The sequence below is a fragment of the Pantoea leporis genome (assembly GCF_028048155.1).
Classification (GTDB): Bacteria; Pseudomonadota; Gammaproteobacteria; order Enterobacterales; family Enterobacteriaceae; genus Pantoea; species Pantoea leporis.
The window spans coordinates 254,729-280,345 of sequence record NZ_JALMEU010000005.1; the positions used below are offsets into that span (position 1 = coordinate 254,729).

24 protein-coding genes are annotated in these 25,617 nt (G+C 55.0%); 8 read left to right on the plus strand and 16 right to left on the minus strand.

Annotated elements, in window-relative coordinates:
- Positions 1-13 precede the first annotated feature (13 nt).
- Both dnaN and dnaA read right to left on the minus strand, forming a co-directional pair.
- Complete coding sequence (dnaN, locus tag MWH02_RS15565; RefSeq protein ID WP_008105300.1) at positions 14-1,114, minus strand: DNA polymerase III subunit beta; 1,101 nt, start codon at positions 1,112-1,114, stop codon at positions 14-16.
- A gap of 5 nt (positions 1,115-1,119) precedes the next feature.
- On the minus strand, positions 1,120-2,520 hold the full coding sequence (gene dnaA / locus MWH02_RS15570; RefSeq protein WP_101763897.1) for a chromosomal replication initiator protein DnaA: 1,401 nt from the start codon (positions 2,518-2,520) through the stop codon (positions 1,120-1,122).
- 602 nt (positions 2,521-3,122) lie between these two features.
- Here dnaA and rpmH point away from each other — a divergent pair.
- From rpmH to MWH02_RS15600, 6 genes are all read left to right on the plus strand, one after another.
- On the plus strand, positions 3,123-3,263 hold the full coding sequence (rpmH, locus tag MWH02_RS15575; RefSeq protein WP_003849659.1) for a 50S ribosomal protein L34: 141 nt from the start codon (positions 3,123-3,125) through the stop codon (positions 3,261-3,263).
- A gap of 14 nt (positions 3,264-3,277) precedes the next feature.
- Positions 3,278-3,637, plus strand: coding sequence for a ribonuclease P protein component (gene rnpA, locus MWH02_RS15580; protein WP_036648555.1), 360 nt, complete (start codon positions 3,278-3,280; stop codon positions 3,635-3,637).
- Positions 3,601-3,858: a membrane protein insertion efficiency factor YidD gene (gene yidD, locus MWH02_RS15585; protein WP_007893564.1), complete on the plus strand. Its 258-nt coding sequence runs from the start codon at positions 3,601-3,603 to the stop codon at positions 3,856-3,858. The genes rnpA and yidD overlap by 37 nt, the downstream gene beginning before the upstream one ends.
- A 2-nt stretch (positions 3,859-3,860) precedes the next feature.
- Complete coding sequence (yidC, locus tag MWH02_RS15590; protein ID WP_137386829.1) at positions 3,861-5,507, plus strand: membrane protein insertase YidC; 1,647 nt, start codon at positions 3,861-3,863, stop codon at positions 5,505-5,507.
- Positions 5,508-5,603: 96 nt separating this feature from the next.
- Positions 5,604-6,968, plus strand: a complete 1,365-nt coding sequence (gene mnmE / locus MWH02_RS15595) for a tRNA uridine-5-carboxymethylaminomethyl(34) synthesis GTPase MnmE (protein WP_008105304.1) — start codon at positions 5,604-5,606, stop codon at positions 6,966-6,968.
- 192 nt (positions 6,969-7,160) lie between these two features.
- Complete coding sequence (locus MWH02_RS15600) at positions 7,161-7,751, plus strand: malonic semialdehyde reductase (protein WP_101763899.1); 591 nt, start codon at positions 7,161-7,163, stop codon at positions 7,749-7,751.
- Positions 7,752-7,797: 46 nt separating this feature from the next.
- On the opposite strand, the gene MWH02_RS15605 is transcribed toward MWH02_RS15600, so the two are convergent.
- A complete protein-coding gene (locus MWH02_RS15605) occupies positions 7,798-8,307 on the minus strand; it encodes a flavin reductase family protein (protein WP_101763900.1) in 510 nt (169 codons plus the stop codon).
- A gap of 294 nt (positions 8,308-8,601) precedes the next feature.
- Between MWH02_RS15605 and MWH02_RS15610 the strand changes: the two genes are divergently transcribed.
- Complete coding sequence (locus tag MWH02_RS15610; protein WP_271460979.1) at positions 8,602-9,348, plus strand: 4'-phosphopantetheinyl transferase family protein; 747 nt, start codon at positions 8,602-8,604, stop codon at positions 9,346-9,348.
- A gap of 28 nt (positions 9,349-9,376) precedes the next feature.
- Here MWH02_RS15610 and MWH02_RS15615 read toward each other — a convergent pair whose 3' ends face one another.
- Positions 9,377-10,690 (minus strand): NCS2 family permease, encoded by a 1,314-nt coding sequence (locus tag MWH02_RS15615; RefSeq protein ID WP_101763902.1) that lies wholly within the window; start codon positions 10,688-10,690, stop codon positions 9,377-9,379.
- A gap of 151 nt (positions 10,691-10,841) precedes the next feature.
- Here MWH02_RS15615 and yieH point away from each other — a divergent pair, with 151 nt between their 5' ends.
- Positions 10,842-11,504, plus strand: a complete 663-nt coding sequence (yieH, locus tag MWH02_RS15620) for a 6-phosphogluconate phosphatase (RefSeq protein WP_192414277.1) — start codon at positions 10,842-10,844, stop codon at positions 11,502-11,504.
- A 171-nt stretch (positions 11,505-11,675) separates the two neighbouring features.
- Here the strand turns inward: yieH and MWH02_RS15625 are convergent, their stop codons facing one another.
- From MWH02_RS15625 to atpA, 12 genes are all read right to left on the minus strand, one after another.
- Entirely contained in the window at positions 11,676-12,914 is a 1,239-nt protein-coding gene (locus tag MWH02_RS15625) for an MFS transporter (RefSeq protein ID WP_217549507.1), read from the minus strand.
- Between the two features lie 119 nt (positions 12,915-13,033).
- Complete coding sequence (gene phoU / locus MWH02_RS15630) at positions 13,034-13,768, minus strand: phosphate signaling complex protein PhoU (protein WP_007893583.1); 735 nt, start codon at positions 13,766-13,768, stop codon at positions 13,034-13,036.
- 14 nt (positions 13,769-13,782) lie between these two features.
- Positions 13,783-14,556: a phosphate ABC transporter ATP-binding protein PstB gene (gene pstB / locus MWH02_RS15635; protein WP_101763905.1), complete on the minus strand. Its 774-nt coding sequence runs from the start codon at positions 14,554-14,556 to the stop codon at positions 13,783-13,785.
- A 43-nt stretch (positions 14,557-14,599) separates the two neighbouring features.
- Positions 14,600-15,487 carry a phosphate ABC transporter permease PstA gene (gene pstA / locus MWH02_RS15640; protein WP_101763906.1) on the minus strand — a complete coding sequence of 296 codons (888 nt, stop codon included), beginning with the start codon at positions 15,485-15,487 and terminating at the stop codon, positions 14,600-14,602.
- The gene (gene pstC, locus MWH02_RS15645; protein ID WP_101763907.1) at positions 15,484-16,446 is read right to left on the minus strand and encodes a phosphate ABC transporter permease PstC; all 963 of its coding nucleotides are present in this window, start codon (positions 16,444-16,446) and stop codon (positions 15,484-15,486) included. The genes pstA and pstC overlap by 4 nt, the downstream gene beginning before the upstream one ends.
- Before the next feature lie 89 nt (positions 16,447-16,535).
- Positions 16,536-17,579 (minus strand): phosphate ABC transporter substrate-binding protein PstS, encoded by a 1,044-nt coding sequence (gene pstS / locus MWH02_RS15650; protein ID WP_049852409.1) that lies wholly within the window; start codon positions 17,577-17,579, stop codon positions 16,536-16,538.
- 176 nt (positions 17,580-17,755) lie between these two features.
- Positions 17,756-19,585 (minus strand): glutamine--fructose-6-phosphate transaminase (isomerizing), encoded by a 1,830-nt coding sequence (gene glmS, locus MWH02_RS15655; protein ID WP_271460980.1) that lies wholly within the window; start codon positions 19,583-19,585, stop codon positions 17,756-17,758.
- Positions 19,586-19,715: 130 nt separating this feature from the next.
- The gene (glmU, locus tag MWH02_RS15660) at positions 19,716-21,086 is read right to left on the minus strand and encodes a bifunctional UDP-N-acetylglucosamine diphosphorylase/glucosamine-1-phosphate N-acetyltransferase GlmU (RefSeq protein ID WP_271460981.1); all 1,371 of its coding nucleotides are present in this window, start codon (positions 21,084-21,086) and stop codon (positions 19,716-19,718) included.
- Positions 21,087-21,249: 163 nt separating this feature from the next.
- Positions 21,250-21,669, minus strand: coding sequence for a F0F1 ATP synthase subunit epsilon (locus MWH02_RS15665; RefSeq protein ID WP_008106717.1), 420 nt, complete (start codon positions 21,667-21,669; stop codon positions 21,250-21,252).
- Between the two features lie 24 nt (positions 21,670-21,693).
- On the minus strand, positions 21,694-23,091 hold the full coding sequence (gene atpD, locus MWH02_RS15670) for a F0F1 ATP synthase subunit beta (RefSeq protein ID WP_008106718.1): 1,398 nt from the start codon (positions 23,089-23,091) through the stop codon (positions 21,694-21,696).
- A gap of 63 nt (positions 23,092-23,154) precedes the next feature.
- A complete protein-coding gene (gene atpG / locus MWH02_RS15675; RefSeq protein ID WP_101763910.1) occupies positions 23,155-24,021 on the minus strand; it encodes a F0F1 ATP synthase subunit gamma in 867 nt (288 codons plus the stop codon).
- A 52-nt stretch (positions 24,022-24,073) separates the two neighbouring features.
- The gene (gene atpA, locus MWH02_RS15680) at positions 24,074-25,615 is read right to left on the minus strand and encodes a F0F1 ATP synthase subunit alpha (protein ID WP_008106721.1); all 1,542 of its coding nucleotides are present in this window, start codon (positions 25,613-25,615) and stop codon (positions 24,074-24,076) included.
- Positions 25,616-25,617: the final 2 nt, after the last annotated feature.

Sequence of the window (25,617 nt, forward strand, 5' to 3'; positions counted from 1 at the left end):
AGCCCGATAAGGATCACAAGCGCATTGGCATCACGACGTAGGCTGCAGCCGGACTGGCCACATCCTCAATCTGCACGCTCGATACGCCATCGGTCAGCAGCAAACGCACGTTCTCGCACTTGAGCGCATTCAACACATCCAGCACGTAACTGACGTTGAAGCCAATCTCCAGATCGGTGCCGTTGTAAGAGACATCCAGCATCTCTTCCGCTTCTTCCTGCTCTGGGTTATTCGCCGTAATTTTAAGCTGATTTTCGGTGATATAGATGCGAACACCGCGGAATTTCTCATTCGAGAGAATCGCCGCACGCGCAAACGCCTGTTTTAAAATATCACAGCCGGCTTCCAGCGCTTTGTCGGGATTCTTCGGCAATACGCGGCGATAATCCGGGAAACGGCCATCAACCAGCTTCGACGTAAAAATAAAGTCGCCAACGTGTGCGCGGATGTTGCTGCTGCCGATTTGCACCTGCAGCGGCGTTTCGCCACCGTCGAGCAAACGCATCAACTCAATCACCCCTTTACGCGGCACGATCACCGAATGGTTTGGCAGCGCCTGACCAATCGGCATGGAGCATACGGCAAGGCGGTGACCATCGGTAGCGACGGTACGCAACTCTTCGCCTTCGGTTTCGAACAGCATACCGTTGAGGTAATAACGCACATCCTGATGCGCCATTGAGAACTGCGTGGCTTCAATCAGGCGTTTCAGCGTCGCCTGCGGCAAGGTGAATTCCACCTCGCTCTGCCAGTCATCCAGATTCGGGAAGTCGCTGGCGGGCAGCGTTGACAGCGAGAAACGGCTGCGGCCAGAACGCACCAGCATTCTGTCGCCTTCCAGCGTCAGGCTGATCTCAGCGCCTTCCGGCAAACCGCGGCAAATATCGAGGAATTTACGCGCAGGAACCGTGGTGGCGCCCGGCTCGTGTGGCTGCGTCAGCGCAACACGGGCTACCATTTCCATTTCCAGATCGGTACCGGTCAAGCGCAGCGAGCCTTCGCTTACTTGCAGCAGTAAATTTCCGAGGATTGGCAGCGTCGGGCGTCCGCCAAGTGGACCGCTAACCTGTTGCAGTGGCTTCAGTAACTGCTCACGTTCTACAATAAATTTCATATGCGTCAGGAAGATAGTGTTCGAATGAGGTTAGAGAAATCTTCTTTAATGTCGTGGCTTTCTTCACGCAGCTGCTCGATTTTACGGCAAGCGTGAAGCACGGTAGTATGGTCGCGACCACCAAACGCATCGCCAATCTCCGGCAAGCTGTGATTGGTGAGCTCTTTCGCCATCGCCATCGCCATCTGGCGCGGACGCGCTACCGAACGCGAACGGCGTTTCGACAGCAAATCCGCCACTTTAATTTTGTAATACTCGGCCACCGTTTTCTGAATATTATCGATGGTGACCAGCTTTTCCTGCAGCGCCAGCAGATCGCGCAGCGCTTCGCGCACGAAATCGATGGTAATCGCGCGACCGGTAAAGTTCGCGTTGGCAATCACGCGGTTCAGCGCGCCTTCCAGCTCGCGGACATTAGAACGCAAACGCTTAGCAATAAAGAAGGCGACTTCACCCGGCAGGCGAATATCGTTTTCATCGGCTTTCTTCATCAGGATCGCGACACGCGTTTCCAGTTCAGGCGGCTCGATCGCCACCGTTAATCCCCAACCAAAACGTGATTTCAGGCGATCTTCTACGCCGTTGATCTCTTTTGGATAGCGATCCGAGGTCAGGATGATCTGTTGATTGCCTTCCAGCAGCGCGTTGAAGGTATGGAAGAACTCTTCCTGCGAGCGCTCTTTATTGGCAAAGAATTGAATGTCATCGATCAGCAGCGCATCAACCGAGCGGTAGTAACGCTTAAACTCTTCAATGGCGTTGTTCTGCAAGGCTTTAACCATGTCCTGCACAAAACGCTCAGAGTGCATGTACACCACTTTGGCATTAGGCTTGCGCGCAATAATGCCGTTACCCACCGCGTGCAACAGGTGAGTTTTACCCAGGCCGGTGCCGCCATAAAGGAACAGTGGGTTATAAGCGCCGCCAGGATTATCCGCCACCTGACGTGCCGCCGCGCGCGCCAGCTGGTTCGATTTACCTTCAACGAAGTTGTCGAAGTTATGACGGTTATTCACATTGGAGCGGTAAGTCACATCGGCCGGTGCGGGAACGGAATCCCAACTTGGACGCAAAATTTGCGCGGGTGCCGGACGATTTTCGATCGGCGCGGGCGCATTGTAACTGGCCATCGCCGGTTGGTTAGTGGTGACCTGTGCTGCAGGGCGCGTACCGACTTCGAAACGCAGTAAAGGCACATTTGCACCGCAGAATTCATTCAGCAGCCCATTGATACTATTGAGATATTTATCTCTAACCCAGTCGAGTACAAACCGATTTGGTGCATACAAGGTCAGCGTATTGTCGTTTAATTCAGCTTGCAGCGGACGAATCCACATGCTGAATTCGGTGGCAGGAAGCTCATCCTGCAAACGGGCAAGACACTGTTGCCAAAGCGTAAGTGACACGGCGGACTCCACTCGTACAAAATCGATAAGAATTTTAGGCGCTAATAAATAGAAACGTAATTTTTAGACACAGACGGTTGGAAAGCGCCTGCGACCGCTATTCGCGGTAGTCTTCCCCGGCGATCGCAGCGAGGATCGTCAGCGGAAGGGCGGATCATAACGTAAAGCTGCACAGAGATCTTCCCTTTCTACACAGTTTTGATCCAATTTATCCACAGGCTACTGAAGTGATAATGAGTTTACGCTTTCTGCGAAAAAAGCCAGCGTTAATGTGGCTGAAAGCGTTAATTTTTCTGGCAAGCTCTCGTTTCCGTGCAGCAAATCTGCAAACTGATCGCAAGAAGATCCTGCGCGATCCTTGCGCTTTAACCCACAGCCCGTATAATTCCCCACCCGGCATTATTGCGTGAAGCCTTGATGCCCGGAATCAGCGGGCTGTATCTGGGTTTCCAGGTGCCGCGACCAGCGAAGTGAATTGACTCTGGACTGTACAATTATTACAATCCCGCCTCTTTATTAAAGACACATTGAGGCGTTGGTCGATTTACTGGCCCGAAAACGCGTCACCCAGTGAAAATTTTCAAGTTTAGGTAGAAATCGCCATGAAACGCACTTTTCAACCGTCCGTACTGAAGCGCAACCGTTCACACGGTTTCCGTGCTCGTATGGCAACAAAAAATGGTCGTCAGGTTCTGGCACGTCGTCGTGCTAAAGGCCGTTCTCGTCTGACCGTTTCTAAGTAATAAAGCTAACCCTCGTGGTTAAGCTCGCATTTCCCAGGGAGTTACGTTTGTTAACTCCCACTCATTTCACTTTCGTCTTCCAGCAGCCACAACGAGCCGGTACGCCGCAAATCACCATACTCGGCCGACTTAACGCGCTGGGGCATCCCCGCATCGGTCTCACCGTCGCAAAAAAACATGTAAAACGCGCCCATGAACGCAACCGGATCAAGCGATTGACCCGCGAAAGCTTTCGTCTGCGTCAACATGAGCTCCCTGCAATGGATTTTGTGATCGTGGCTAAAAAAGGGATTGCTGACCTGGATAACCGTGCGCTGACGGAAGCGTTGGAGAAACTATGGCGTCGTCACTGTCGCCTGGCTCGCGGCTCCTGATTGCCCTGATACGCGTTTATCAACGCGCCATCAGCCCACTGCTGGGACCTCATTGCCGGTTCCATCCCACCTGTTCGCAGTATGGGATTGAGGCCTTGCGCCGCTTTGGCGTTGTAAAAGGCAGTTGGTTGACGATAAAACGCGTATTAAAATGCCACCCTTTGAACCCGGGTGGTGACGATCCTGTGCCGCCAAAAACCTTTGATACCAGAGAACATTAACGATGGATTCGCAACGCAATCTCTTTCTCATCGCTTTTCTGTTCGTGTCTTTTATGATCTGGCAAGCCTGGCAGACGGACCACGCTCCGCAGCCACAGCAAACCCAGACCACGCAAAACACAAACAGCGCAGCGGGTGATGCCGCCACTTCCGGCGTGCCGGCTAGCGGACAGGGCAAAACGATCACCGTTAAGACAGATGTCCTGTCACTCAACATCAATACGCGTGGTGGCGATATTGAGCAGGCTCAGCTGCTGACTTACCCGGACAAACTGGGTTCAGATGCACCGTTCCAGCTGCTTGAAACTACACCGGCCTTCGTTTATCAGGCGCAGAGTGGCTTAACTGGCCGCAACGGCCCGGATAACCCGAACAATGGCGCACGTCCGCTGTATACCACTTCGCAAGATAGCTTCGTGATGGCAGATGGCCAGAGCGAACTGCGCGTACCGTTGACCTGGACCGGTGAAAACGGCGTGGTTTACACCAAGACTTTCGTCTTCAAGCGCGGTGAGTATGCGGTAAACGTTGACTACAACATCAACAACACCACTCAGCAGCCGCTGGAAGTGTCGATGTTTGGTCAGTTGAAGCAGACCATCGACGTGCCTAAGCACCGCGATACCGGCAGCAACAACTTTGCTCTGCACACCTTCCGTGGCGCAGCGTACTCAACCAGCGATGCGAAATACGAAAAATATAAATTCGACACCATCGCGGATAACGAGAACCTGAACACCACCACCAGCAATGGTTGGGTGGCGATGCTGCAGCAGTACTTTGCTACCGCCTGGGTGCCGCGCACGCAGGGTAATAACACGCTGTACACCACTAACCTCGGCAATGGCGTAGCGGCAATTGGCTACAAATCTGCTCCTGTGACCGTTGGCGCAGGCGCACAGCAAGATCTCGGCGCAACGCTGTGGGTAGGCCCGGAAATTCAGGACCAGATGGCAGCCATCGCGCCTCACCTGGATCTGACCGTGGATTACGGCTGGTTGTGGTTCATCTCGCAGCCGCTGTTTAAACTGCTGAAGTTCATCCACAGCTTTATCGGTAACTGGGGCTTCTCCATTATCGTTATCACCTTCATCGTACGTGGCATCATGTACCCGCTGACTAAAGCGCAGTACACCTCGATGGCGAAGATGCGTATGCTGCAGCCGAAGATTCAGGCGATGCGTGAACGTCTGGGCGATGATAAGCAGAAGCAGAGCCAGGAAATGATGGCGCTGTATAAGGCGGAGAAAGTGAACCCGCTGGGCGGCTGTCTGCCACTGGTTATCCAGATGCCAATCTTCCTGGCCTTGTACTACATGCTGTCAGGCTCGGTTGAACTGCGTCATGCGCCGTTTATTCTATGGATTCATGACCTGTCAGCGCAGGATCCGTACTACATTCTGCCGATCATCATGGGTATCACCATGTTCTTCATTCAGAAGATGTCACCGACCACCGTGACCGATCCGATGCAGCAGAAGATCATGACCTACATGCCGGTGATCTTCACCGTGTTCTTCCTGTGGTTCCCATCAGGTCTGGTGCTGTACTACATCGTCAGCAACCTGGTGACCATTCTCCAGCAGCAGCTGATTTATCGCGGCCTGGAAAAACGTGGTCTGCATAGCCGCGACAAGAAGAAAGCGTAACGCCTGACTGCGACCAGCAGCAGCGTATAATCAAAGGGCGACATTTATGTCGCCCTATTTTTATTTATTAATACCCTAAAAGTTTAAGGTGGAATCATGAGCCACAGCGACACTATCGTTGCCCAGGCGACGCCTCCCGGCCGTGGCGGCGTTGGCATTCTGCGTATCTCCGGCGCCAAAGCCGCTGAGGTAGCGCAAGCCGTGCTTGGCAAGCTGCCAAAGCCGCGCTATGCCGACTATCTGCCCTTTACCGACGCCGATGGCAGCGTGCTGGATCAGGGCATTGCGCTGTGGTTTCCTGGCCCGAACTCCTTCACCGGTGAAGATGTGCTGGAGCTGCAAGGCCATGGCGGCCCGGTGATTCTCGACCTGCTGCTCAAGCGCATCGTGGCGCTGCCCGGCTTACGCATTGCGCAACCAGGTGAATTCTCCGAACGCGCCTTCCTTAACGACAAGCTCGATTTGGCGCAAGCCGAAGCGATTGCCGATCTGATCGATGCCAGCTCAGAGCAAGCCGCCCGCTCGGCGGTAAACTCGCTGCAGGGCGCGTTTTCCCTGCGCATCAACGCACTTGTGGAAGCACTTACTCACCTGCGCATCTATGTGGAAGCGGCCATCGACTTCCCGGATGAGGAGATCGATTTCCTTTCCGACGGAAAAATTGAAGCACAGCTCAATGTGGTGATCGGCGACCTCGACGGCGTGCGTGCCGAAGCGCGTCAGGGCAGCCTGCTACGTGAAGGGATGAAAGTGGTGATTGCCGGTCGTCCCAATGCCGGAAAATCGAGCCTGCTGAATGCCTTAGCCGGACGCGAAGCGGCGATTGTGACTGATATCGCTGGCACCACGCGCGACGTCCTGCGCGAGCATATCCATATTGACGGCATGCCGCTGCACATCATCGATACTGCCGGTTTACGTGAAGCCAGCGACGAGGTCGAGCGCATTGGTATTGAACGCGCGTGGCAGGAGATCGAGCAGGCCGACCGCGTGCTGTTTATGGTCGATGGCACCACCACAGACGCGACTGAAGCCGCCGCCATCTGGCCAGATTTTGTTGCCCGTTTGCCGGAAGCGCTGCCAATTACCGTGGTGCGTAACAAAGCGGATATGACCGGCGAAGTGCTGGGTCTCACTGAAGTGAACGGTCACTCACTGATTCGTCTCTCGGCGCGCACCGGTGAAGGTGTGGAAGCGCTGCGCGATCACCTGAAACAGAGCATGGGATTTGCCGGCAATATGGAAGGCGGATTCCTCGCCCGCCGCCGCCATCTGCAAGCACTGGAGTTAGCCGCAACCCACTTGCAGCAGGGCAAGCATCAGCTGTTAGGTGCGTGGGCCGGCGAATTACTGGCAGAAGAGTTACGGTTAGCGCAGCAGGCGCTGAGCGAAATCACCGGTGAATTCACCTCCGACGATTTGCTGGGCAGAATTTTCTCCAGTTTCTGTATTGGTAAGTAATGGCCTGCGGCGTTCTCATGTCGGGTGCGCATTCACGCGCATCTGGCGCCCGGTAGACATGCGTCTTTGTTATTTGGCTCTCCCACGCCTTTGCAGTATAACGATCATTGCCCGGCGAACAGGTCCTGCTGGGTACATTCATTATTCATGCTAAATATTGGGCGCAAGTTGCTGCCTGCACAGGAGAGAAACATGAGTACATCGCTCGACAGCGTGGCGCTGAACACGCTGTTCATTGAAGCCCGCACCCACAGCTATTGGCAGGACAAACCGGTTTCTCGGGAGGTGCTGGAGCAGCTCTATCACCTGACCGCGCTGGGTCCAACCTCGGCTAACTGCTCGCCGGGCCGTTTTGTGTTTGTGACATCGCAGGAAGGTAAAGAGAAGCTGAAACCCGCGCTCTCCTCCGGCAACGTCGACAAAACCATGTCCGCTCCGGTAACGGTGATCGTGGCGTGGGATCCTGAGTTCTACGAAGCGCTGCCGAAGCTGTTCCCGCATGGTGATGCGCGCAGCTGGTTTACCAGCAGCCCGGATCTGGCGAAAGAGACCGCGTTCCGTAACAGCAGCTTGCAGGCAGGTTATTTGATTCTGGCCGCGCGTTCGCTGGGCCTGGATGCCGGCCCGATGTCCGGTTTCGATCCGTCAAAAGTGAACGACGCCTTCTTTAGCGAGAGCAAATGGCAGGTGAACTTACTGATCAATCTCGGCTATGGCGAAGCCAGCAAACTGCACGCGCGTCTGCCACGTCTCGGCTTTGATGAAGCCAGCACCTTTGCCTGATTGAGAAAAGGCGTCGGGCTTAGCCCACGACGCCCGTTTCAAGCGGTTATCCCAGTGAATGGAAGCCGCTGTTGAAGTAGATCATCGGCTCTGCCGCTTCACCTGGCAGAGCAATGCCCACGATACGCGCCAGCAGCACGCTGTGCGTGTTCCACTCCACTACCTTCTCCAGCTGGCAATCAAAACTCACCAGCGCATCAGCCAGAATCGGCGCGCCGGTATTCAGCGTCTGCCACGTACCGTTTTGAAAACGCTCGGCGCGGCGTGAGGATTGGCTGAACTGGGCACATAAGTCATCATGCTGTTCACGCAGCACGTTAACGGCAAAATGGCCGGCTGCGATAAAAGCATCATGACTGGACGCGCTACGATTCACGCACACCAGCAGGCTGGGTGGCTCAGCCGCCAGCGAACTGACCGACGTGGCAATCAGCCCCAGCTTTTCGCCCTGAAATTCGGTGGTAACCAGAGAAACACCCGCGGTTAAGCGACGCATGCCGTGACGAAACTCATCAAGCGAGATCGATTCCTGGCGAGAAATAGCGGTATCTGACATAAAAAACTCCGACGTGCCTGTTTTAACAATGCGCACAATGGGCAGATGAATGAAGAGTTAGCGCACTTTGATGTGCTGTTTTACTGCCCAAATCCTACACCACATCACACAGTTAGGCACTCAATCCGGCAGGTTTCTGCAAAAGCGTTCTATGCAAAGTTGCCAAATGGGATTGCCGCATAGCTTCGTCCTTATCTGAAATATCGCCTATTCCATCTTAAGCCGGATGCAAACCCATGAGAAAATTCTTACAATAGCACTGATGATTATTCGACCATTTTCATGGAGCGACAGATGGCTAGTCATTTTGTACGTTGGATAGGTAATCCGCCCTTTTCTTCTGAGAACATGCGGGTGCCACAAGAAGTAATCAACAGCGCTCAGCGCTTCGCTGACAAGCGTCGCGGACGCTTTCTCGCCGCACGCGAACTGCTGGCTCAGCTGATGTTACGCGTCTACGGTATCCGCGAACTCCCCACGCTAACGACCAGCAGCAGCGGACGTCCCTGTTTTGCCGATGCCAACCTGCCCGATTTCAGCATCTCCTACGCCGGAAACACTATCGGAGTGCTGCTGGCCGAAGAAGGCGGCCGCGCCGGACTGGATATGGAAATTGTGCGCGCTCACAGTCGTCAAACACAGGATATGCTGACGCAGGATCTCTCCTCCGGCGAAAAAGCATGGATCAACGCGCAGCAGGATTTCATGGAAGCGCTGACGCAAATCTGGACGCTGCGCCAAAGCATTCTCAAGCTCACCGGCGAAACCGATAGCGGTATTGATTCACTGCGTTTGCATCCTGCGGCCGGTCGGCTGCGTTCCACCGTGTTCCCCGATATTCAGGCGGTGTGTGATGCTGAGCCCACGCTGGTGTGGTCGTGCGCGCTGTCGCCCGGCACCGAACGCTTACATCTGTGGGAGATTGATGGCGCGCAGCAGTGGCAAGCACTGCGCGATGTCGAGATGAGTAAACCCAATATCGGGCCGCATACGCTGCGCCTGACCAGTTTGGTCACGCCGCATGAGATGGGACATCCGTAAAAAAGGCCGCATCAGCGGCCTTTACTGTTTAGTGGGCATCGATAAAGACGATTTTCAGCACGAACAGTAGCGCGACCACCACCACGCACGGGCTGATTTCACGCCAGCGGCCGGTTCCCAACTTCATCACGCAGTAAGAGATAAAGCCCAGCGCGATACCTTCCGTGATCGAGAAGCTGAACGGCATCATCGCCGCAGTAACAAACGCTGGCACCGCTTCGGTGAGATCGTCCCACTGCACGCGTGACAGCGACGCCGTCATCAATACGCCAACGTAAATCAGCGCACCCGCCGCCGCATAAGAGGGCACCATCGCCGCCAGCGGTGACAGGAACATCACCAGCAGGAACAGAATCCCGGTGATCACCGCCATCAAGCCAGTACGACCGCCGATCGCCACACCGGACGAACTTTCAATGTAGGCGGTTACCGATGAGGTACCAATCAGCGAACCGGTCACCGAACTGATGCTATCGACGTACAGCGCCTGCTTCATGCGCGGGAAAGTGCCTTTCTCGTCAGTCAGCCCGGCTTTATCGGTCACGCCAATCAGCGTGCCGGAGGAGTCGAACAGATTCACCAGCATAAAGGAGAAGATCACCCCGGCCATGCCGATGTTGAACGCGCCTTTGATATCAACCTGGCCCACAACAGAAGTGATCGCTGGCGGAGCGGCGAACACGCCGCTGAATTTCACATCGCCAATGATCAAGCCCAGCGCGGTCGTCACCACAATCGACACCAGCACCGCCGCATGGATATTGCGGGAAGCCAGAATTGCGATGATGAAGAAACCCAGCGCCCCAAGCAGCACGCTGTGTGAGGTCAGATTACCCACAGCTACAATGGTATCGGCGTTTGGCACGATAATTCCGGCGTTTTTCAGCCCCATCATGGCGATAAACAGACCAATACCGGCAGTGATGCCAACACGCAGGCTGAGCGGAATGTTAGCAATCATCCAGTAACGCACGCGCAGCAGCGTGAGGATCAGCAGACCCAGCGCGCCCCAGAAAATCGCGCCCATACCAATCTGCCACGAGTATCCCATGGCCCCGACCACCACAAAGGCGAAGAAGGCGTTCAGGCCCATCGCCGGTGCCAGAGCTACCGGCAGATTCGCCACCAGCCCCATCAGAATACTGCCGAACGCGGCAATCAAGCAGGTAGTAACAAACACTGCCTGCGTATCCATGCCCGCTACACCGAGAATTTGCGGGTTAACGAAAACGATGTACACCATCGTCAGGAAAGTCGTGCAACCGGCAATCACTTCGGTACGCACGGTGGTTCCGTGTTCCTGCAGTTTGAAGATGCGCTGCAAAAGGCCCTGATTAGTCATTCCACTGTTCCGCTAAAAAATTTATCGCCGCGTATCCTATAGAGTTTAGCGCGGCAAAACACTGATTTTTCGCAACCGGTTGCTCAGGGTCGCTTTCTACGCTCAGTGCGCTAGAGTGTCAGCTTATTGTTTAACAAAAGGATGATGTGCGATGTCGGTGGAATGTATTTTTTTTGATTGCGACGGCACGCTGGTCGACAGCGAAGTGATCTGTACGCAAGCTTACGTCAACACCTTTGCCCGCTACGGTATTGAACGCTCTCTGCAGCAAATGTTTGAGCAGTATAAAGGGGTAAAGCTCTACGACATCATCCGCGATGTGGCAGCCGAACATCAGGTTGAACTGCCACTCGAAGAAGTGGAAACCGCCTATCGCGCCGAAGTGGCGAGATTGTTTGATCTCGATTTGAAGCCGATTGCCGGTGCCAAAGCGCTGGTGGAGCGCGTGAAAGTACCAATGTGTGTGGTTTCAAACGGCACGGTGAAGAAGATGCAGCATTCGCTGGGATTGACCGGCATGCTGCCGTATCTCGATGGCAAGCTGTACAGCGGGTATGACATTAACCACTGGAAGCCGGATCCGGAATTGATGTATCACGCCGCCGAGCAGATGCAGGTGCCGATTGAGAAGTGCATTCTGGTGGATGATTCCGAAGCGGGCGCGCGTGCCGGGATCGCGGCCGGGATTCCGGTGTTTTACTACTGCGCCGATGCGCACAATCCCGAACTCGATCATCCGCTGGTGACGCGCTTTGATGATATGGCGCAGTTGCCGGATTTGTGGCGCGCGCGTGGCTGGGATTTGGTGGGGTAGAGCTCGTTTTCCCCCTCCTCGGTTCGTGCTGGCTGTCCCCCATCCCGGCCTTCCCCCATGAATGGGGGAAGGAGATGCTGCCACATGCAACTCCCAACCCACATATTGCAGCATCTTCCTCCCCCATTCATGGGGGAGGACCGAGGAGGGGGACAGCCAGCACAATCCAAATCAGCCAATCGCCCCTAACGAATCCTCGTTGCTCTGCTTCTTCGGTAGCAGGAACAGCGTGGCGGCGATATCCAGCAGATAAATCAGCGCCAGCAGCGTGATCGCCGCGGTGAAAGAGATATTGGTCGCCAGCAGGCCAATCACCAATGGACCAAATCCGCCCACGCCACGCCCCAAATTAAACAACACGTTCTGCGCTGTTGCGCGCGCCTGCGGTGGGAAAGTATCGGAAATCAGCGCGCCGTAGCCGCCGATCATGCCGTTCACAAACATCCCCATCAGCGCGCCGGTAAACAGCATCACCGTAGGATCGCGCAGCTGCGCATACACCACCACCATCACCACCGCGCCAAACTGATACAGCAGGAAGATTTTCCAGCGCGCGAAGCGATCGGCCAGCACGCCAAACAGCCAGATGCCGAACGTCATGCCCACCACCGTCACCGCGGTCCACAAGCCTGATTTGGTCAGGCTGAAACCGAAGCTGGACGACAGATAGCTCGGCATCCAAATCATCAATCCGTAGTAACCAAAGTTCTGCACCGAGCAGAGAATGAAAATCCCCAGGCTGGCTTTGCTGGTGGCGCGATCGGCAAACAGCAATTTAAGACGTGCGCCAAACGAGAGCTGCGGCGTTTTCTCCACGTGGCGGGTAAAGCTCTCCGGCTCGCCCATGCTGCGGCGAATCACAAAGGAGACCAGCGCCGGCAGCAAACCGACGAGGAACATGCCGCGCCAGCCAATCACGCTCAGCAGCGGCGGCGTGATAAAGGCCGCCAGCAGCACACCGAGCTGCCAGCCAATGCCCACCCACGCCGAGGCGCGGTTGCGCTTCTCTTTCGGCCAGGCTTCGGCAATCAGCGCCATGCCGATGCCGAACTCGCCGCCCAATCCCACGCCCGCCAGCGTGCGGTACACCAGCAGATCCCAATAACCCTGCGCCACGGCGCACAGGCCAGTGAATACCGAGAACACCAGAATAGTAACGGTAAGGATACGGATGCGGCCATAACGATCGCTGAGATGGCCAAACACGATGCCGCCGATCACCGCGCCAATCAGTGTCCAGGTGACCAGCGAACCGGCCTGAGACGGATCGAGCGCCAGCGAGACGCTGATCGCCGGCAGCATAAAGCCAAGAATCAGCAGATCAAATCCGTCCATCGCGTAGCCGCTGATAGCCGCCACCATGGCTTTCGCCGGTGTAATGGCTTGTTTTTGAGGAGTTGGGGAAGACATGTAACAGCACCTGGCAGAAAAAAGTGCGCCAAGTATAAAGAGAGGGAATCGATGAGAACAGACAGAATTTAAGCAGGCAGCCCGTTAGCCACAGTGGCAACGGGCCGCCGACGCATCAATCAAGAGGGTTTATTGCTGCCGTCATCGCCCGACAGCAGTTCATCCAGCTTGTCGCCGCCCACATGACGGAAATCCTGACCTTTGACGAAATAGAAGATAATTTCGCAAATGTTCTGGCAGCGATCGCCGATACGCTCGATGGCGCGCGCGCAGAACAGCGCGGTCAGCACGCTTGGGATAGTGCGCGGATCTTCCATCATGTAGGTCATCAGCTGACGCACGATGCCTTCGTACTCTTTATCCACCTTCTTATCTTCGCGGTAGATTTTGATGGCTTCGTTGAGATCCATGCGCGCGAACGCATCCAACACGTCGTGCAGCATCTGCACGGTGTGATGACCAAGCGCTTCAAGGCTCACCAGTAGTGGCAGGTGCTGCTGGCTGAACTTCTCCAGCGCGGTGCGGCTGATTTTTTCCGCCACGTCGCCAATGCGTTCCAGCTCAGAAATGGTCTTGATGATCGCCATTACCAGGCGCAAATCGCTGGCGGTCGGTTGGCGTTTGGCGATGATCCGTACGCAGGCTTCATCAATCTCCACTTCCATCATGTTGACCTTCTGGTCGCCGTCGATGACGTGACGCGCCAGCTCGCCATCCTGGTTGTGCATCGCGGTGATGGCGTCCATCAGCTGCTTCTCAACCATGCCGCCCATGATCATAACTTGCGTGCGAATGTGCTCCAGCTCCGCGTTGAACTGACCGGAGATGTGTTTGTTCAGATTTAAATTATCCATGTGCGTCTCCTGAATCAGCCGTAACGACCGGTGATGTAATCTTCGGTCTGCTTCTTTGCGGGCTTAGTGAACAAGGTATCGGTATCGCTGAACTCAATCAGCTCGCCCAGATACATAAAAGCGGTGTGGTCAGAACAACGCGCAGCCTGCTGCATGTTGTGAGTCACGATCACCACAGTGTAATCCTGCTTCAGTTCGGTGATCAGCTCTTCAATACGACCGGTTGAGATCGGATCCAGCGCGGAGCAAGGCTCATCCAGCAACAGCACTTCCGGGCGAATCGCGATGCCGCGGGCGATGCACAAACGCTGCTGCTGACCGCCGGAAAGACTGTAACCGCTCTGATGCAGCTTGTCTTTGGTTTCATTCCACAACGCGGCTTTGGTCAGCGCCCACTGCACGCGCTCATCCATATCGGCACGCGACAGCTTCTCAAACAGCCGCACGCCGAAGGCGATGTTGTCATAAATCGACATCGGGAATGGCGTAGGCTTCTGGAACACCATACCGACGCGTGCGCGCAGCAGGGCGATATCCTGATTGGAAGCCAGAATGTTATCGCCATCCAGCAGGATGTCACCTTCAGCACGCTGCTCCGGATAGAGCGAGTACATTTTGTTGAAGGTGCGCAGCAAAGTGGATTTACCGCAGCCTGATGGGCCGATAAACGCGGTCACCTGGTTTTTGGTGATATCCAGATTGATGTTTTTCAGCGCGTGAAACTTACCGTAATAGAAGTTCAGATTACGGACCTGAATTTTACCGGCTGATGAAGTCACGTTACTCATTCTCGTCTCTCATAAGCAGCGCCGCCGAAGCCGCGCCGGGAAATTAGTGTTTACCCTTGGCGAAAACCACACGCGCCACAATGTTCAGCAGCAGCACGCACACGGTAATAATCAGCACACCCGCCCACGCCAGGCTTTGCCACTCGGCAAACGGGCTCATGGCGAATTTAAAGATGGTGACCGGCAGGTTAGCGATCGGCTGCATCATGTCGGTGCTCCAGAACTGGTTCGACAGCGCAGTAAACAGCAGCGGTGCGGTTTCACCGGCGATACGCGCCACGGCCAACAGCACACCGGTGATGATGCCGGAAACCGAGGCTTTCAGCGTAATCGCCGAAATCATCTTCCACTTCGGCGTACCCAGCGCATAAGCCGCTTCACGCATGCTGTCGGGTACCAGACGCAGCATATTTTCGGAGGTACGAATCACAATCGGGATTTGCAGCAGCGCCAGCGCTACTACGCCGGCCCAACCGGAGAAGTGCTGCATCTGCGATACCACAATGGTGTAAACAAACAGGCCCACCACAATCGACGGTGCTGACAGCAGAATGTCGTTGATGAAGCGAATCACTTCCGCCAGCCAGTGTTTACGGCCATATTCCGCCAGATAAATCCCAGCCATGATGCCGAGCGGCGTTCCGATGATCGTTGACCAGAAAATCAGTAAACCGCTGCCGAGTAAGGCATTGGCTAAACCACCGCCTGCGGTGTTGGGCGGCGGTGTCGATTCGGTAAACAGCTCCCAGCTCAACCCATCAACGCCGCGCGTAACGGTGGTGAACAGAATCCACACCAGCCAGAACAGACCGAATGCCATGGTCATCAGCGACAGCGTCAGGGCAATTTTGTTTTTGGTACTGCGCCATGCCTGCATTTTGCGGCGCGAGGCTTCCAGCTCAGCGCGAGCCTGAACTTCAATAGCGGTCATGAACGGGCTCCTTCACTCTTCGCCAAACGCAGGATCATCAGTTTGGAGATCGCCAGCACAATAAAGGTAATCACGAACAGAATCAGACCCAGCTCCATCAGAGCCGCAACGTGAACACCGGATTCCGCTTCGGCGAATTCGTTGGCCAACGCGGAGGTGATGCTGTTGCCCGGCATAAACAGCGAGGCGCTGTCGAGCTGGTAGGTGTTACCGATGATAAAGGTCACCGCCATGGTTTCACCCAACGCGCGGCCCAGGCCAAGCATCACGCCGCCGATCACGCCGTTTTTGGTGAACGGCAGCACGATGCGCCAGATCACTTCCCACGTGGTGCAGCCGATACCGTAAGCCGACTCTTTCATCATCACCGGCGTTTGTTCAAATACGTCGCGCATCACCGAGGCGATGTACGGAATGATCATGATGGCGAGAATCACGCCCGCCGCCAGAATACCGATACCGAATGCCGGGCCAGAGAATAGCGTGCCGACAATCGGGATATTCGCCATCACGTTGCCAACTGGCGTCTGGAAATATTCGGCGAACAGCGGCGCGAAAACAAACAGGCCCCACATGCCGTACACGATGCTGGGGATGGCCGCCAGCAGCTCAATGGCGGTGCCCAACGGGCGACGCAGCCAGCCTGGCGCCAGTTCGGTCAGGAACAGCGCGATGCCGAAGCTCACCGGCACGGCAATGATCAAGGCAATAATCGAGGTGACGAGGGTGCCGTAAATCGGTACCAGCGCACCAAATTGTTCGTTTGGCGCATCCCAGGTTTTGTTCCACAGGAAAGAGAAACCAAATTTTTGGATGCTTGGCCAGGAGGAGAAAATCAGGGAGACGATAATGCCGCCCATCAACAGCAACACGATAAGCGCGGATAGCTTCACCAGCGCGCCGAAAATCATGTCGCCTTGTTTACCGGGGGCTTTGAACGTCGGCTTAGTGGCAGCCATAGAATTCTCTGTTCTCAGGGGGATGTCAGGGCGGCACGCAGGCCGCCCATTGGGGTTGGCCAACCGTCTCGGCTGGCCGGGTCAATCTGTTACTGGTACAGCGCTTTACCGGAGCTATCTTTGATGTTCGCTTTCCACGCTGCACGAATCTGGTTAGCTACGCTTTCTGGCAGCGCGGCGTAATCCAGGTCGGTTGCGGTTTTGCTGCCACCTTTGTATGCCCAGTCGAAGAACTTCAGCACTTCGCTACCTTTCTCCGCATTCGCCTGATCTTTGTAAATCAGGATGAAGGTGGTTGAGGTGATCGGCCATGCATCGTTGCCTTTCTGGAAGGTCAGATCCTGAGCAAAGGTTTTGCTCCAGTCTGCGCCTTTCGCGGCGTTAGCAAAGCTCTCTTCACTTGGTGCAACCGCTTTACCGTCGGCATCAACCAGTTTGGTGTAGGTCAGGTTGTTTTGCTTGGCGTAAGCGTATTCCACATAGCCAATTGAACCCGGCAGACGCTGTACAAACGCGGCCACGCCGTCGTTACCTTTACCGCCCAGACCGGTTGGCCAGTTAACGGTGTTACCTTTACCGATTTTGCTGTTCCACTCTTCGTTCACTTTTGCCAGGTAGCTGGTGAAGACGAAGGAAGTACCGGAACCGTCAGCGCGGCGAACCACGTTGATGTTGGAATCTGGCAGTTTCACGCCTGGGTTCAGTTTAGTGATCGCCGGGTCGTTCCACTTTTTGATGGTGCCGAGGTAGATGTCGCCCACGGTTTTACCGTCAAGAGTCAGTTCGCCAGATTTCACACCTGGGATGTTAACCGCCAGCACCACACCACCAATGACGGTAGGGAACTGGAACAGCCCGTTTTTCTGCAGATCTTCTTCTTTCATTGGCGCATCAGACGCACCGAAATCGACGGTTTTCGCGATGATTTGCTTCACGCCGCCGGAAGAACCAATACCCTGATAGTTGATTTTGCTACCGGTGGCTTGCTGGTACTCGGCTGCCCACTTGGCATAAACCGGCGCCGGGAATGTCCCGCCTGCGCCCGTCAGATCGGTGGCTGCAAAAGCAGAAACCGCGCTTACTGCGAAGGTGGCGGCGAGGATTCGGGCTACGGTGCTACGCATCAGTGTCATGTTCCCTCCAGGGGATTCAAAAAAGTCAGGCTCAATGCCTTTTTAGTAGGAGTCAGTGATTGCTGCTGGAGGGAAAATAGGACAGTTTGATGACAGTGAAATGTACGAAATGTGACAGTTATATGACAGCGCGCAGAAATGAAGCGGGCCCGTTGCGGGCCCACTCTTGTTACTGATTATTCAACGGTAACCGATTTCGCCAGGTTACGCGGCTGGTCAACATCGGTACCTTTAATCAGCGCCACATGGTACGAGAGCAGCTGTAACGGCACGGTGTAGAAGATCGGTGCAATCACCTCTTCTACGTGCGGCAGGGAGATGATTTTCATGCCATCGCTGTCGCTGAAACCGGCATCCTGATCGGCAAACACATACAGCAAACCGCCGCGCGCGCGTACCTCTTCAATATTGGATTTCAGCTTCTCCAGCAGTTCGTTGTTGGGCGCAACCACGATCACTGGCATATCCGCATCAATCAGCGCCAGCGGGCCGTGCTTCAGCTCACCCGCCGCATAGGCTTCGGCGTGGATATAGGAGATCTCTTTCAGCTTCAGCGCGCCTTCCATCGCGATCGGATACTGATCGCCACGGCCAAGGAACAGCGCGTGATGCTTATCAGAGAAACCTTCCGCCAGGTTTTCGATCACTTTGTCCTGCGCCAGCATCTGTTCGATGCGGCTCGGCAAGGCCTGCAGCGCGTGCACAATCTCGTGCTCGGTTTCGGCTTTCATGCCGTGCAGACGACCGAGTTTCGCCACCAGCATCAGCAATACTGCCAGCTGCGTGGTGAAGGCTTTGGTGGATGCCACGCCAATTTCAGTGCCGGCTTTGGTCATCAGCGCTAAATCGGATTCACGCACCAGCGATGAACCGGCCACGTTACAGATGGCCAGCGAACCGAGATAACCCAGCTCTTTCGACAGGCGCAGCGCCGCCAGCGTATCGGCGGTTTCACCCGATTGTGACAGCGTGATCAGCAGGCTATTTTTACGCACTGCAGATTTGCGATAACGGAATTCTGAAGCAATTTCCACATCACAAGGCAGGTTAGCCAGCGACTCAAACCAGTAACGCGAAACCATGCCGGAGTTGTATGACGTACCGCAGGCAATGATCTGAATATGTTCGACCTGGCTCAACAGCTTCTCAGCATCCGGGCCCAGCTCGCTGAGATCGACTTCGCCGTGATTAAAACGACCGGTGATGGTGTTTTTGATCGCGTTCGGCTGCTCGTAAATCTCTTTCTGCATGTAGTGACGATAGATGCCTTTGTCGCCGGCATCGTATTGCGCGGTCGATTCGATTTCAGCGCGCTTAGCCGTTTTACCGTCACGATCGATAATGGTGACTTCGCGGCGGCTGATCTCGGCAATATCGCCCTCTTCCAGATAGATGAAGCGACGCGTCACCGGCAGCAGAGCCAGCTGATCGGAAGCAATAAAGTTTTCACCCACGCCACGGCCAATCACCAGCGGGCTACCGGAACGCGCCGCCACCAGCAGCGAAGGATCGCGGCTGTCCATGATCACCATGCCATACGCACCGCGCAGCTGCGGAATGACGCGCAGCACCACTTCACGCAGCGTGCCGCCCTGCTTCTGCTCCCAATGAACCAGATGCGCCACCACTTCGGTGTCGGTTTCTGAAGCAAAGTGATAGCCGCGCTCAAGCAACTGCGCGCGCAGCGGCTCATGGTTCTCAATGATGCCGTTGTGCACGATGATGATGTGCTCGGAAACGTGCGGATGCGCATTGGCCTCCGACGGTTCACCGTGTGTCGCCCAGCGCGTGTGTGCGATACCGGTGCCGCCAATCAGCGGCTGCTGCTCTGCGGCTTCCGCCAGGTTCTGCACTTTACCCAGACGACGCAGGCGCGTCATATGGCCCTGACGATCGACGACGGCTAATCCCGCGGAGTCATAACCGCGATACTCAAGACGACGCAAACCTTCCAGCAGAATTTCTGCGATGTCACGCTGCGCTACTGCACCAACAATTCCACACATAGTAATTTCCTGACTTCATGGCTTTCGGCCATTGCGTTGTCATACGACCTGATTTCCCCGAGCCTTGTAGTGAGTGGGGATATTTTTTTATGGCACTGCTAACAGGCCGATCATTGTCGGCCTTTAAAATTTATTTTTTCTTAACAGGACGCTGCCAGCCCGATTTTTGATTCTGTTCTTTACGGTTGTAGACCAGATCCGCAGCTAACACATCTTTCATTATCGTGGTGCCCGCGGCGATGGTGGCACCGCTCGCCACGCTGACCGGTGCCACCAGCTGGGTATCCGAACCGATAAACACGTTGTCGCCAATGATGGTTTTGGATTTGTTGGCGCCATCATAGTTACAGGTAATGGTACCCGCACCGATATTCACGCCCGCGCCAATTTCCGCATCGCCGAGATAAGAGAGATGACCAGCTTTAGAGCCTTTGCCGAGCGTGGCTTTCTTCATCTCTACAAAGTTGCCCACGTGCGCCGCTTCCGCCAACTCGCTGCCCGGACGCAGACGCGCAAAAGGCCCAACCGTACAAGCAGCGGCTAACGTGGCATCTTCGATCACCGAATAAGGGCTGATTTCACAGTCGTCAGCAATCACGCTGTTTTTGATGATGCAGCCGGCACCGATTTTGACGCGGTTGCCGAGCGTGACTTTGCCTTGGATGATCACGTTGGTGTCGATCTCCACATCGCGGCCGTGTTGCAACGCACCGCGCAGATCGAAACGCGCCGGATCGCGCAGCATCACACCTGCCAGCAGTAACTTTTCTGCCTGCTCGCTTTGGTAGACACGCTCAAGCGTTGCCAGCTGCAGGCGATTGTTGACGCCATCGGTTTCGCTGATGCGCGCCGGATGCACCGCATTGATCACGCGGCCTTCGTGGTGCGCCATGGCGATGATATCGGTGATATAGAATTCGCCCTGCGCATTGTTGTTGTTAAGTTGTGCCAGCCAGCGCTTGAGGTCGCCACCGTTGGCAATCAGGATGCCGGTGTTAATTTCCTGAATATTTAGCTGTTCTGGCGAGGCATCTTTCTGCTCAATGATGCCGATCACCGTGCCGTTTTCACGCACGATACGACCGTAGCCGGTGGGGTTATCCAGAACTACGGTGAGTAAGCCAATGCCACCCGCGGGTTTCGCGTCGCGCAGACGTTGCAAGCTGGCCTGCGAGATCAGCGGCACGTCGCCGTACAGCATCAGAATATCTTCGTCATCGGCAAAGAAGGGTGCCGCCTGCTGCATCGCATGACCAGTACCCAGTTGCTCTGCCTGCAGCACCCAGTTGAGTGCGTTATGCGCTAACGTTGACTGCAGTAAATCTCCGCCGTGGCCATAAACCAGATGGATCTGCTGGGCGCCCAAACCGGTTGCGGCATCAATAACGTGCTGAACCATTGGTTTACCTGCAAGAGTATGCAGAACTTTGGGCAGGTCGGAATACATTCGGGTGCCTTTGCCAGCGGCTAAGATCACCACACTCATCGCGTTCGTAGACATAACTATCCTGATTCTCTTCAACTTTCGAAAGTGTAAGGTTTAGCCCCGAGATTACTACATTTTTCTCGGGTCGAAATTAGCCGAGGTCAGCGCCAGGCGGCAAATTTTGGGCAAAAAAAATGCCAACCCAAAGGGCTGGCATTTCGTGACGCATAAAGCCTGATTACATCGCTTTTTTGGTCAGCTCGATGACACGCAGTTTCGCGATGGCTTTCGCCAGTTCCGCAGAAGCCTGAGCATAGTCCACGTCGCCGTGGCTGCTGTTCATGTGCTCTTCCGCTTTACGTTTCGCTTCCAGCGCGCGCGCTTCGTCGAGGTCTTCACCGCGAATCGCGGTGTCGGCCAGAACGGTGGTGCTGCCAGGCTGAACTTCCAGCACGCCGCCAGAGAGGTAAATAAACTCCTCTTCGCCGTGCTGTTTCACGATGTGAATCATACCAGGCTTGATGGCTGTCAGCAGCGGGGCGTGGCCAGGACGAATCCCCAGCTCACCTTCGCTACCTGACACCTGGATACGCTCGACCAGACCGGAGAACATTTGTTGCTCCGCGCTGACCACGTCCAGATGATAAGTCATAGCCATACCATTCCTCCTGGGAAACCTAAATTACAGTTTCTTCGCTTTTTCTACGGCTTCTTCGATAGCGCCGACCATGTAGAACGCCTGCTCTGGCAGGTGGTCGAATTCGCCTTCCATGATGCCTTTGAAGCCACGGATGGTGTCTTTCAGGGTGACGTACTTACCTGGAGAACCGGTGAAGACTTCAGCAACGAAGAACGGCTGAGACAGGAAGCGCTGAATCTTACGCGCACGTGCCACCAACAGTTTGTCTTCTTCAGACAACTCGTCCATACCCAGGATGGCGATGATGTCTTTCAGTTCCTGGTAACGCTGCAGCAGAGACTGCACGCCACGCGCAACGTCATAGTGCTCCTGACCCACGATCAGTGGATCCAGCTGACGGCTGGTAGAATCCAGCGGGTCAACGGCTGGGTAGATACCCAGAGAGGCGATCTGACGGCTCAGCGTAACGGTTGAGTCTAAGTGAGCAAAGGTGGTTGCTGGTGACGGGTCAGTCAAGTCATCCGCAGGAACGTAAACGGCCTGTACAGAGGTGATTGAACCGGTCTTCGTGGAGGTAATACGCTCCTGCAACACACCCATCTCTTCTGCCAGCGTTGGCTGATAGCCTACCGCAGATGGCATACGACCCAGCAGTGCTGATACTTCAGTACCGGCCAGGGTGTAACGATAGATGTTGTCGATGAACAGCAGAACGTCACGGCCTTCATCACGGAATTTTTCCGCCATGGTCAAACCGGTCAGTGCTACGCGCAGACGGTTACCCGGCGGCTCGTTCATCTGGCCATACACCAGCGCTACTTTATCGATAACGTTGGAGTCAGTCATTTCGTGGTAGAAGTCGTTACCCTCACGAGTACGCTCACCCACACCAGCAAATACCGAATAACCTGAGTGCTCAGCCGCGATGTTACGGATCAGCTCCATCATGTTTACGGTTTTACCTACGCCCGCACCACCGAACAGACCGACTTTACCGCCCTTAGCGAACGGACACATCAGGTCGATAACCTTGATGCCGGTTTCCAGCAGTTCCTGCGAGTTAGACTGATCTTCATACGAAGGTGCTGCACGGTGAATAGAGGAAACCTCTACTACAGTGCCGTCGTCATTCTGCAGGTCGCCTTTCATGTCGATTGGCTCACCCAATACGTTCATGATACGGCCGAGGGTTGCTTTACCAACCGGAACCTGGATAGGTTTTTTCAGGTCGGTAACTTCCAGACCGCGCTTCAGGCCGTCAGAAGTACCCATGGCGATGGTACGAACCACGCCACCACCCAGCTGCTGCTGAACTTCCAGCACCAGACGAGCATCACCATTTTTCACCTCGAGAGCGCTGTATACCTGCGGTACCGCGTCCTGAGGGAATTCGACGTCAACTACGGCGCCGATAATCTGGACAATCTTTCCAGCTGCCATCTTGAATCCTCTACCTAATACGAAAATACCCAGCCGCGCTCGCGCGACAGGATATATGCCTGGTTAAACCGCGGAGGCTCCCGAGACGATCTCGGTAAGTTCCTGGGTGATGCTGGCCTGACGAGCTTTGTTGTAAACCAACTGCAGCTCTTTGATCAGGTTTCCGCCGTTGTCGGTTGCAGCTTTCATTGCAACCATACGTGCGGCCTGCTCACTGGCCAGGTTTTCCACCACACCCTGATAAACCTGCGATTCGACGTAACGACGCAGCAGAGTATCCAGCAGCGCTTTCGGATCGGGTTCGTACAGGTAATCCCAGGTCTTCGCCTTCATCTCTTCTTCACCTTCCGCTGGCGGTAACGGCAGCAGTTGGGTAATGGTCGGAGTCTGAGACATGGTGTTATTAAACTTGTTGGCAACGATATACAGCTTGTCGATGCGACCTTCATCGTAGGCCTGCAACATCACTTTTACCGGGCCGATCAAATCAGACAGTGCAGGCTTATCGCCCATACCGGTGACTTGTGCCACGATGTTGCCACCTACAGAGCCGAAGAATGAATTGCCTTTCGAACCGATAACAGCCAGATCGCTCTGTACGCCTTTATCCGCCCAGCTTTTCATATCTGCCAGCAATTTTTTGAACAGGTTAATGTTCAAACCACCACAAAGCCCGCGGTCAGTCGAAACGACCAGGTAGCCGACGCGCTTAACGTCACGCTCATCCAGGTAAGGGTGCTTGTATTCCAGATTACCCAAGGCAAGGTGACCAATCACTTTGCGCATGGTATCTGCATACGGACGGCTGGCCGCCATGCGTTCCTGCGTTTTACGCATTTTGGAGGCGGCGACCATTTCCATCGCTTTGGTGATCTTCTGCGTATTTTTTACGCTTCCGATCTTACTACGTATTTCTTTTGCGCCGGCCATTAGCTTCTCCTCAAAGCCTTGCGGCCTGCCTTTTCAGACAAGCCGCCAGACATTACCAGGACTGGGTTGCTTTAAACGTTTCGAGGAGGCCTTTCAGCTTCTCTTCGATTTCGTTATTGAAGTTACCCGCTTGGTTGATTTCAGCCATCAGCTCAGCGTGATCGCGATCCGCGAACGCCAGCAGAGCGGCTTCGAAGCTGCCGACTTTCGCCAGTTCAACATCGTTCAGATAGCCGCGCTCAGCAGCAAACAGCACCAGACCCTGTTGCGCGACTGACATCGGCGCATACTGTTTCTGTTTCAGCAGCTCGGTCACTTTCTGACCGTGGCTCAGCTGTTTACGCGTTGCATCGTCCAGATCGGAAGCGAACTGAGAGAACGCAGCCAGTTCACGATACTGTGCCAGCGCGGTACGAATACCACCGGACAGTTTCTTGATGATCTTAGTCTGTGCAGCACCACCAACACGGGATACCGAAATACCCGGGTTAACGGCTGGACGAATACCGGAGTTGAACAGGTTAGATTCCAGGAAGATCTGACCATCAGTAATCGAGATTACGTTGGTCGGAACGAACGCAGAAACGTCACCCGCCTGAGTTTCGATGATTGGCAGTGCGGTCAGAGAACCGGTCTGGCCTTTCACTTCACCGTTGGTGAAGCGCTCAACGTAGTCAGCGCTAACGCGTGATGCACGCTCCAGCAGACGAGAGTGGAGATAGAACACGTCACCAGGGAATGCTTCACGACCTGGTGGACGGCGCAGCAGCAGAGAAATCTGACGGTAAGCAACAGCCTGCTTAGACAGGTCATCGTACACGATCAGTGCATCTTCACCGCGGTCACGGAAGTACTCACCCATTGCACAACCGGCGTACGGTGACAGGTACTGCAGTGCTGCAGATTCAGAAGCAGAAGCGACAACCACTATGGTGTTAGCCAGCGCGCCGTGCTCTTCTAGTTTGCGAACTACGTTAGAAATGGTTGACGCTTTCTGACCAATCGCAACGTAGACACACTTGATGCCTGAATCGCGCTGGTTGATGATGGCGTCGATTGCCATTGCAGTTTTACCGGTCTGACGGTCACCGATGATCAGCTCACGCTGGCCACGGCCGATTGGAATCATCGCATCGACAGATTTGTAACCGGTCTGAACAGGCTGGTCTACAGACTGACGGTCGATAACGCCCGGTGCAATCACTTCAACAGGCGAGAAGCCGTCGTTTTCGATTGCGCCTTTACCGTCGATCGGTGCACCCAGGGTGTTCACCACACGGCCCAGCAGGCCACGGCCAACTGGAACTTCTAAAATACGACCCGTACATTTTACTTTCATGCCTTCCGCGAGGTCAGCATACGGGCCCATCACTACTGCACCAACCGAGTCACGCTCGAGGTTCAGTGCGATAGCGTAACGGTTGCCCGGCAGGGCAATCATCTCACCCTGCATGACATCGGCCAGGCCGTGTACGCGGATGATACCGTCACTTACAGAAACAATAGTACCTTCGTTGTGAGCTTCACTCACGACATTGAACTGAGCAATGCGCTGCTTGATCAGTTCGCTGATTTCGGTGGAATTCAGTTGCATAT

Coding starts and splice junctions, on each gene's coding strand:
- MWH02_RS15625 (WP_217549507.1), bottom strand. CDS start 12,914: ATGTCTTCCCCAACTCCTCAAAAACAAGCCATTACACCGGCGAAAGCC.
- pstB (WP_101763905.1), bottom strand. CDS start 14,556: ATGAGTAACGTGACTTCATCAGCCGGTAAAATTCAGGTCCGTAATCTG.
- dnaN (WP_008105300.1), bottom strand. CDS start 1,114: ATGAAATTTATTGTAGAACGTGAGCAGTTACTGAAGCCACTGCAACAG.
- MWH02_RS15605 (WP_101763900.1), bottom strand. CDS start 8,307: ATGTCAGATACCGCTATTTCTCGCCAGGAATCGATCTCGCTTGATGAG.
- yidD (WP_007893564.1), top strand. CDS start 3,601: ATGGCGTCGTCACTGTCGCCTGGCTCGCGGCTCCTGATTGCCCTGATA.
- MWH02_RS15665 (WP_008106717.1), bottom strand. CDS start 21,669: ATGGCTATGACTTATCATCTGGACGTGGTCAGCGCGGAGCAACAAATG.
- pstA (WP_101763906.1), bottom strand. CDS start 15,487: ATGACCGCTATTGAAGTTCAGGCTCGCGCTGAGCTGGAAGCCTCGCGC.
- MWH02_RS15600 (WP_101763899.1), top strand. CDS start 7,161: ATGAGTACATCGCTCGACAGCGTGGCGCTGAACACGCTGTTCATTGAA.
- MWH02_RS15610 (WP_271460979.1), top strand. CDS start 8,602: ATGGCTAGTCATTTTGTACGTTGGATAGGTAATCCGCCCTTTTCTTCT.
- yieH (WP_192414277.1), top strand. CDS start 10,842: ATGTCGGTGGAATGTATTTTTTTTGATTGCGACGGCACGCTGGTCGAC.
- phoU (WP_007893583.1), bottom strand. CDS start 13,768: ATGGATAATTTAAATCTGAACAAACACATCTCCGGTCAGTTCAACGCG.
- mnmE (WP_008105304.1), top strand. CDS start 5,604: ATGAGCCACAGCGACACTATCGTTGCCCAGGCGACGCCTCCCGGCCGT.
- yidC (WP_137386829.1), top strand. CDS start 3,861: ATGGATTCGCAACGCAATCTCTTTCTCATCGCTTTTCTGTTCGTGTCT.
- pstS (WP_049852409.1), bottom strand. CDS start 17,579: ATGACACTGATGCGTAGCACCGTAGCCCGAATCCTCGCCGCCACCTTC.
- MWH02_RS15615 (WP_101763902.1), bottom strand. CDS start 10,690: ATGACTAATCAGGGCCTTTTGCAGCGCATCTTCAAACTGCAGGAACAC.
- atpG (WP_101763910.1), bottom strand. CDS start 24,021: ATGGCCGGCGCAAAAGAAATACGTAGTAAGATCGGAAGCGTAAAAAAT.
- glmS (WP_271460980.1), bottom strand. CDS start 19,585: ATGTGTGGAATTGTTGGTGCAGTAGCGCAGCGTGACATCGCAGAAATT.
- atpA (WP_008106721.1), bottom strand. CDS start 25,615: ATGCAACTGAATTCCACCGAAATCAGCGAACTGATCAAGCAGCGCATT.
- rpmH (WP_003849659.1), top strand. CDS start 3,123: ATGAAACGCACTTTTCAACCGTCCGTACTGAAGCGCAACCGTTCACAC.
- glmU (WP_271460981.1), bottom strand. CDS start 21,086: ATGTCTACGAACGCGATGAGTGTGGTGATCTTAGCCGCTGGCAAAGGC.
- pstC (WP_101763907.1), bottom strand. CDS start 16,446: ATGGCTGCCACTAAGCCGACGTTCAAAGCCCCCGGTAAACAAGGCGAC.
- atpD (WP_008106718.1), bottom strand. CDS start 23,091: ATGGCAGCTGGAAAGATTGTCCAGATTATCGGCGCCGTAGTTGACGTC.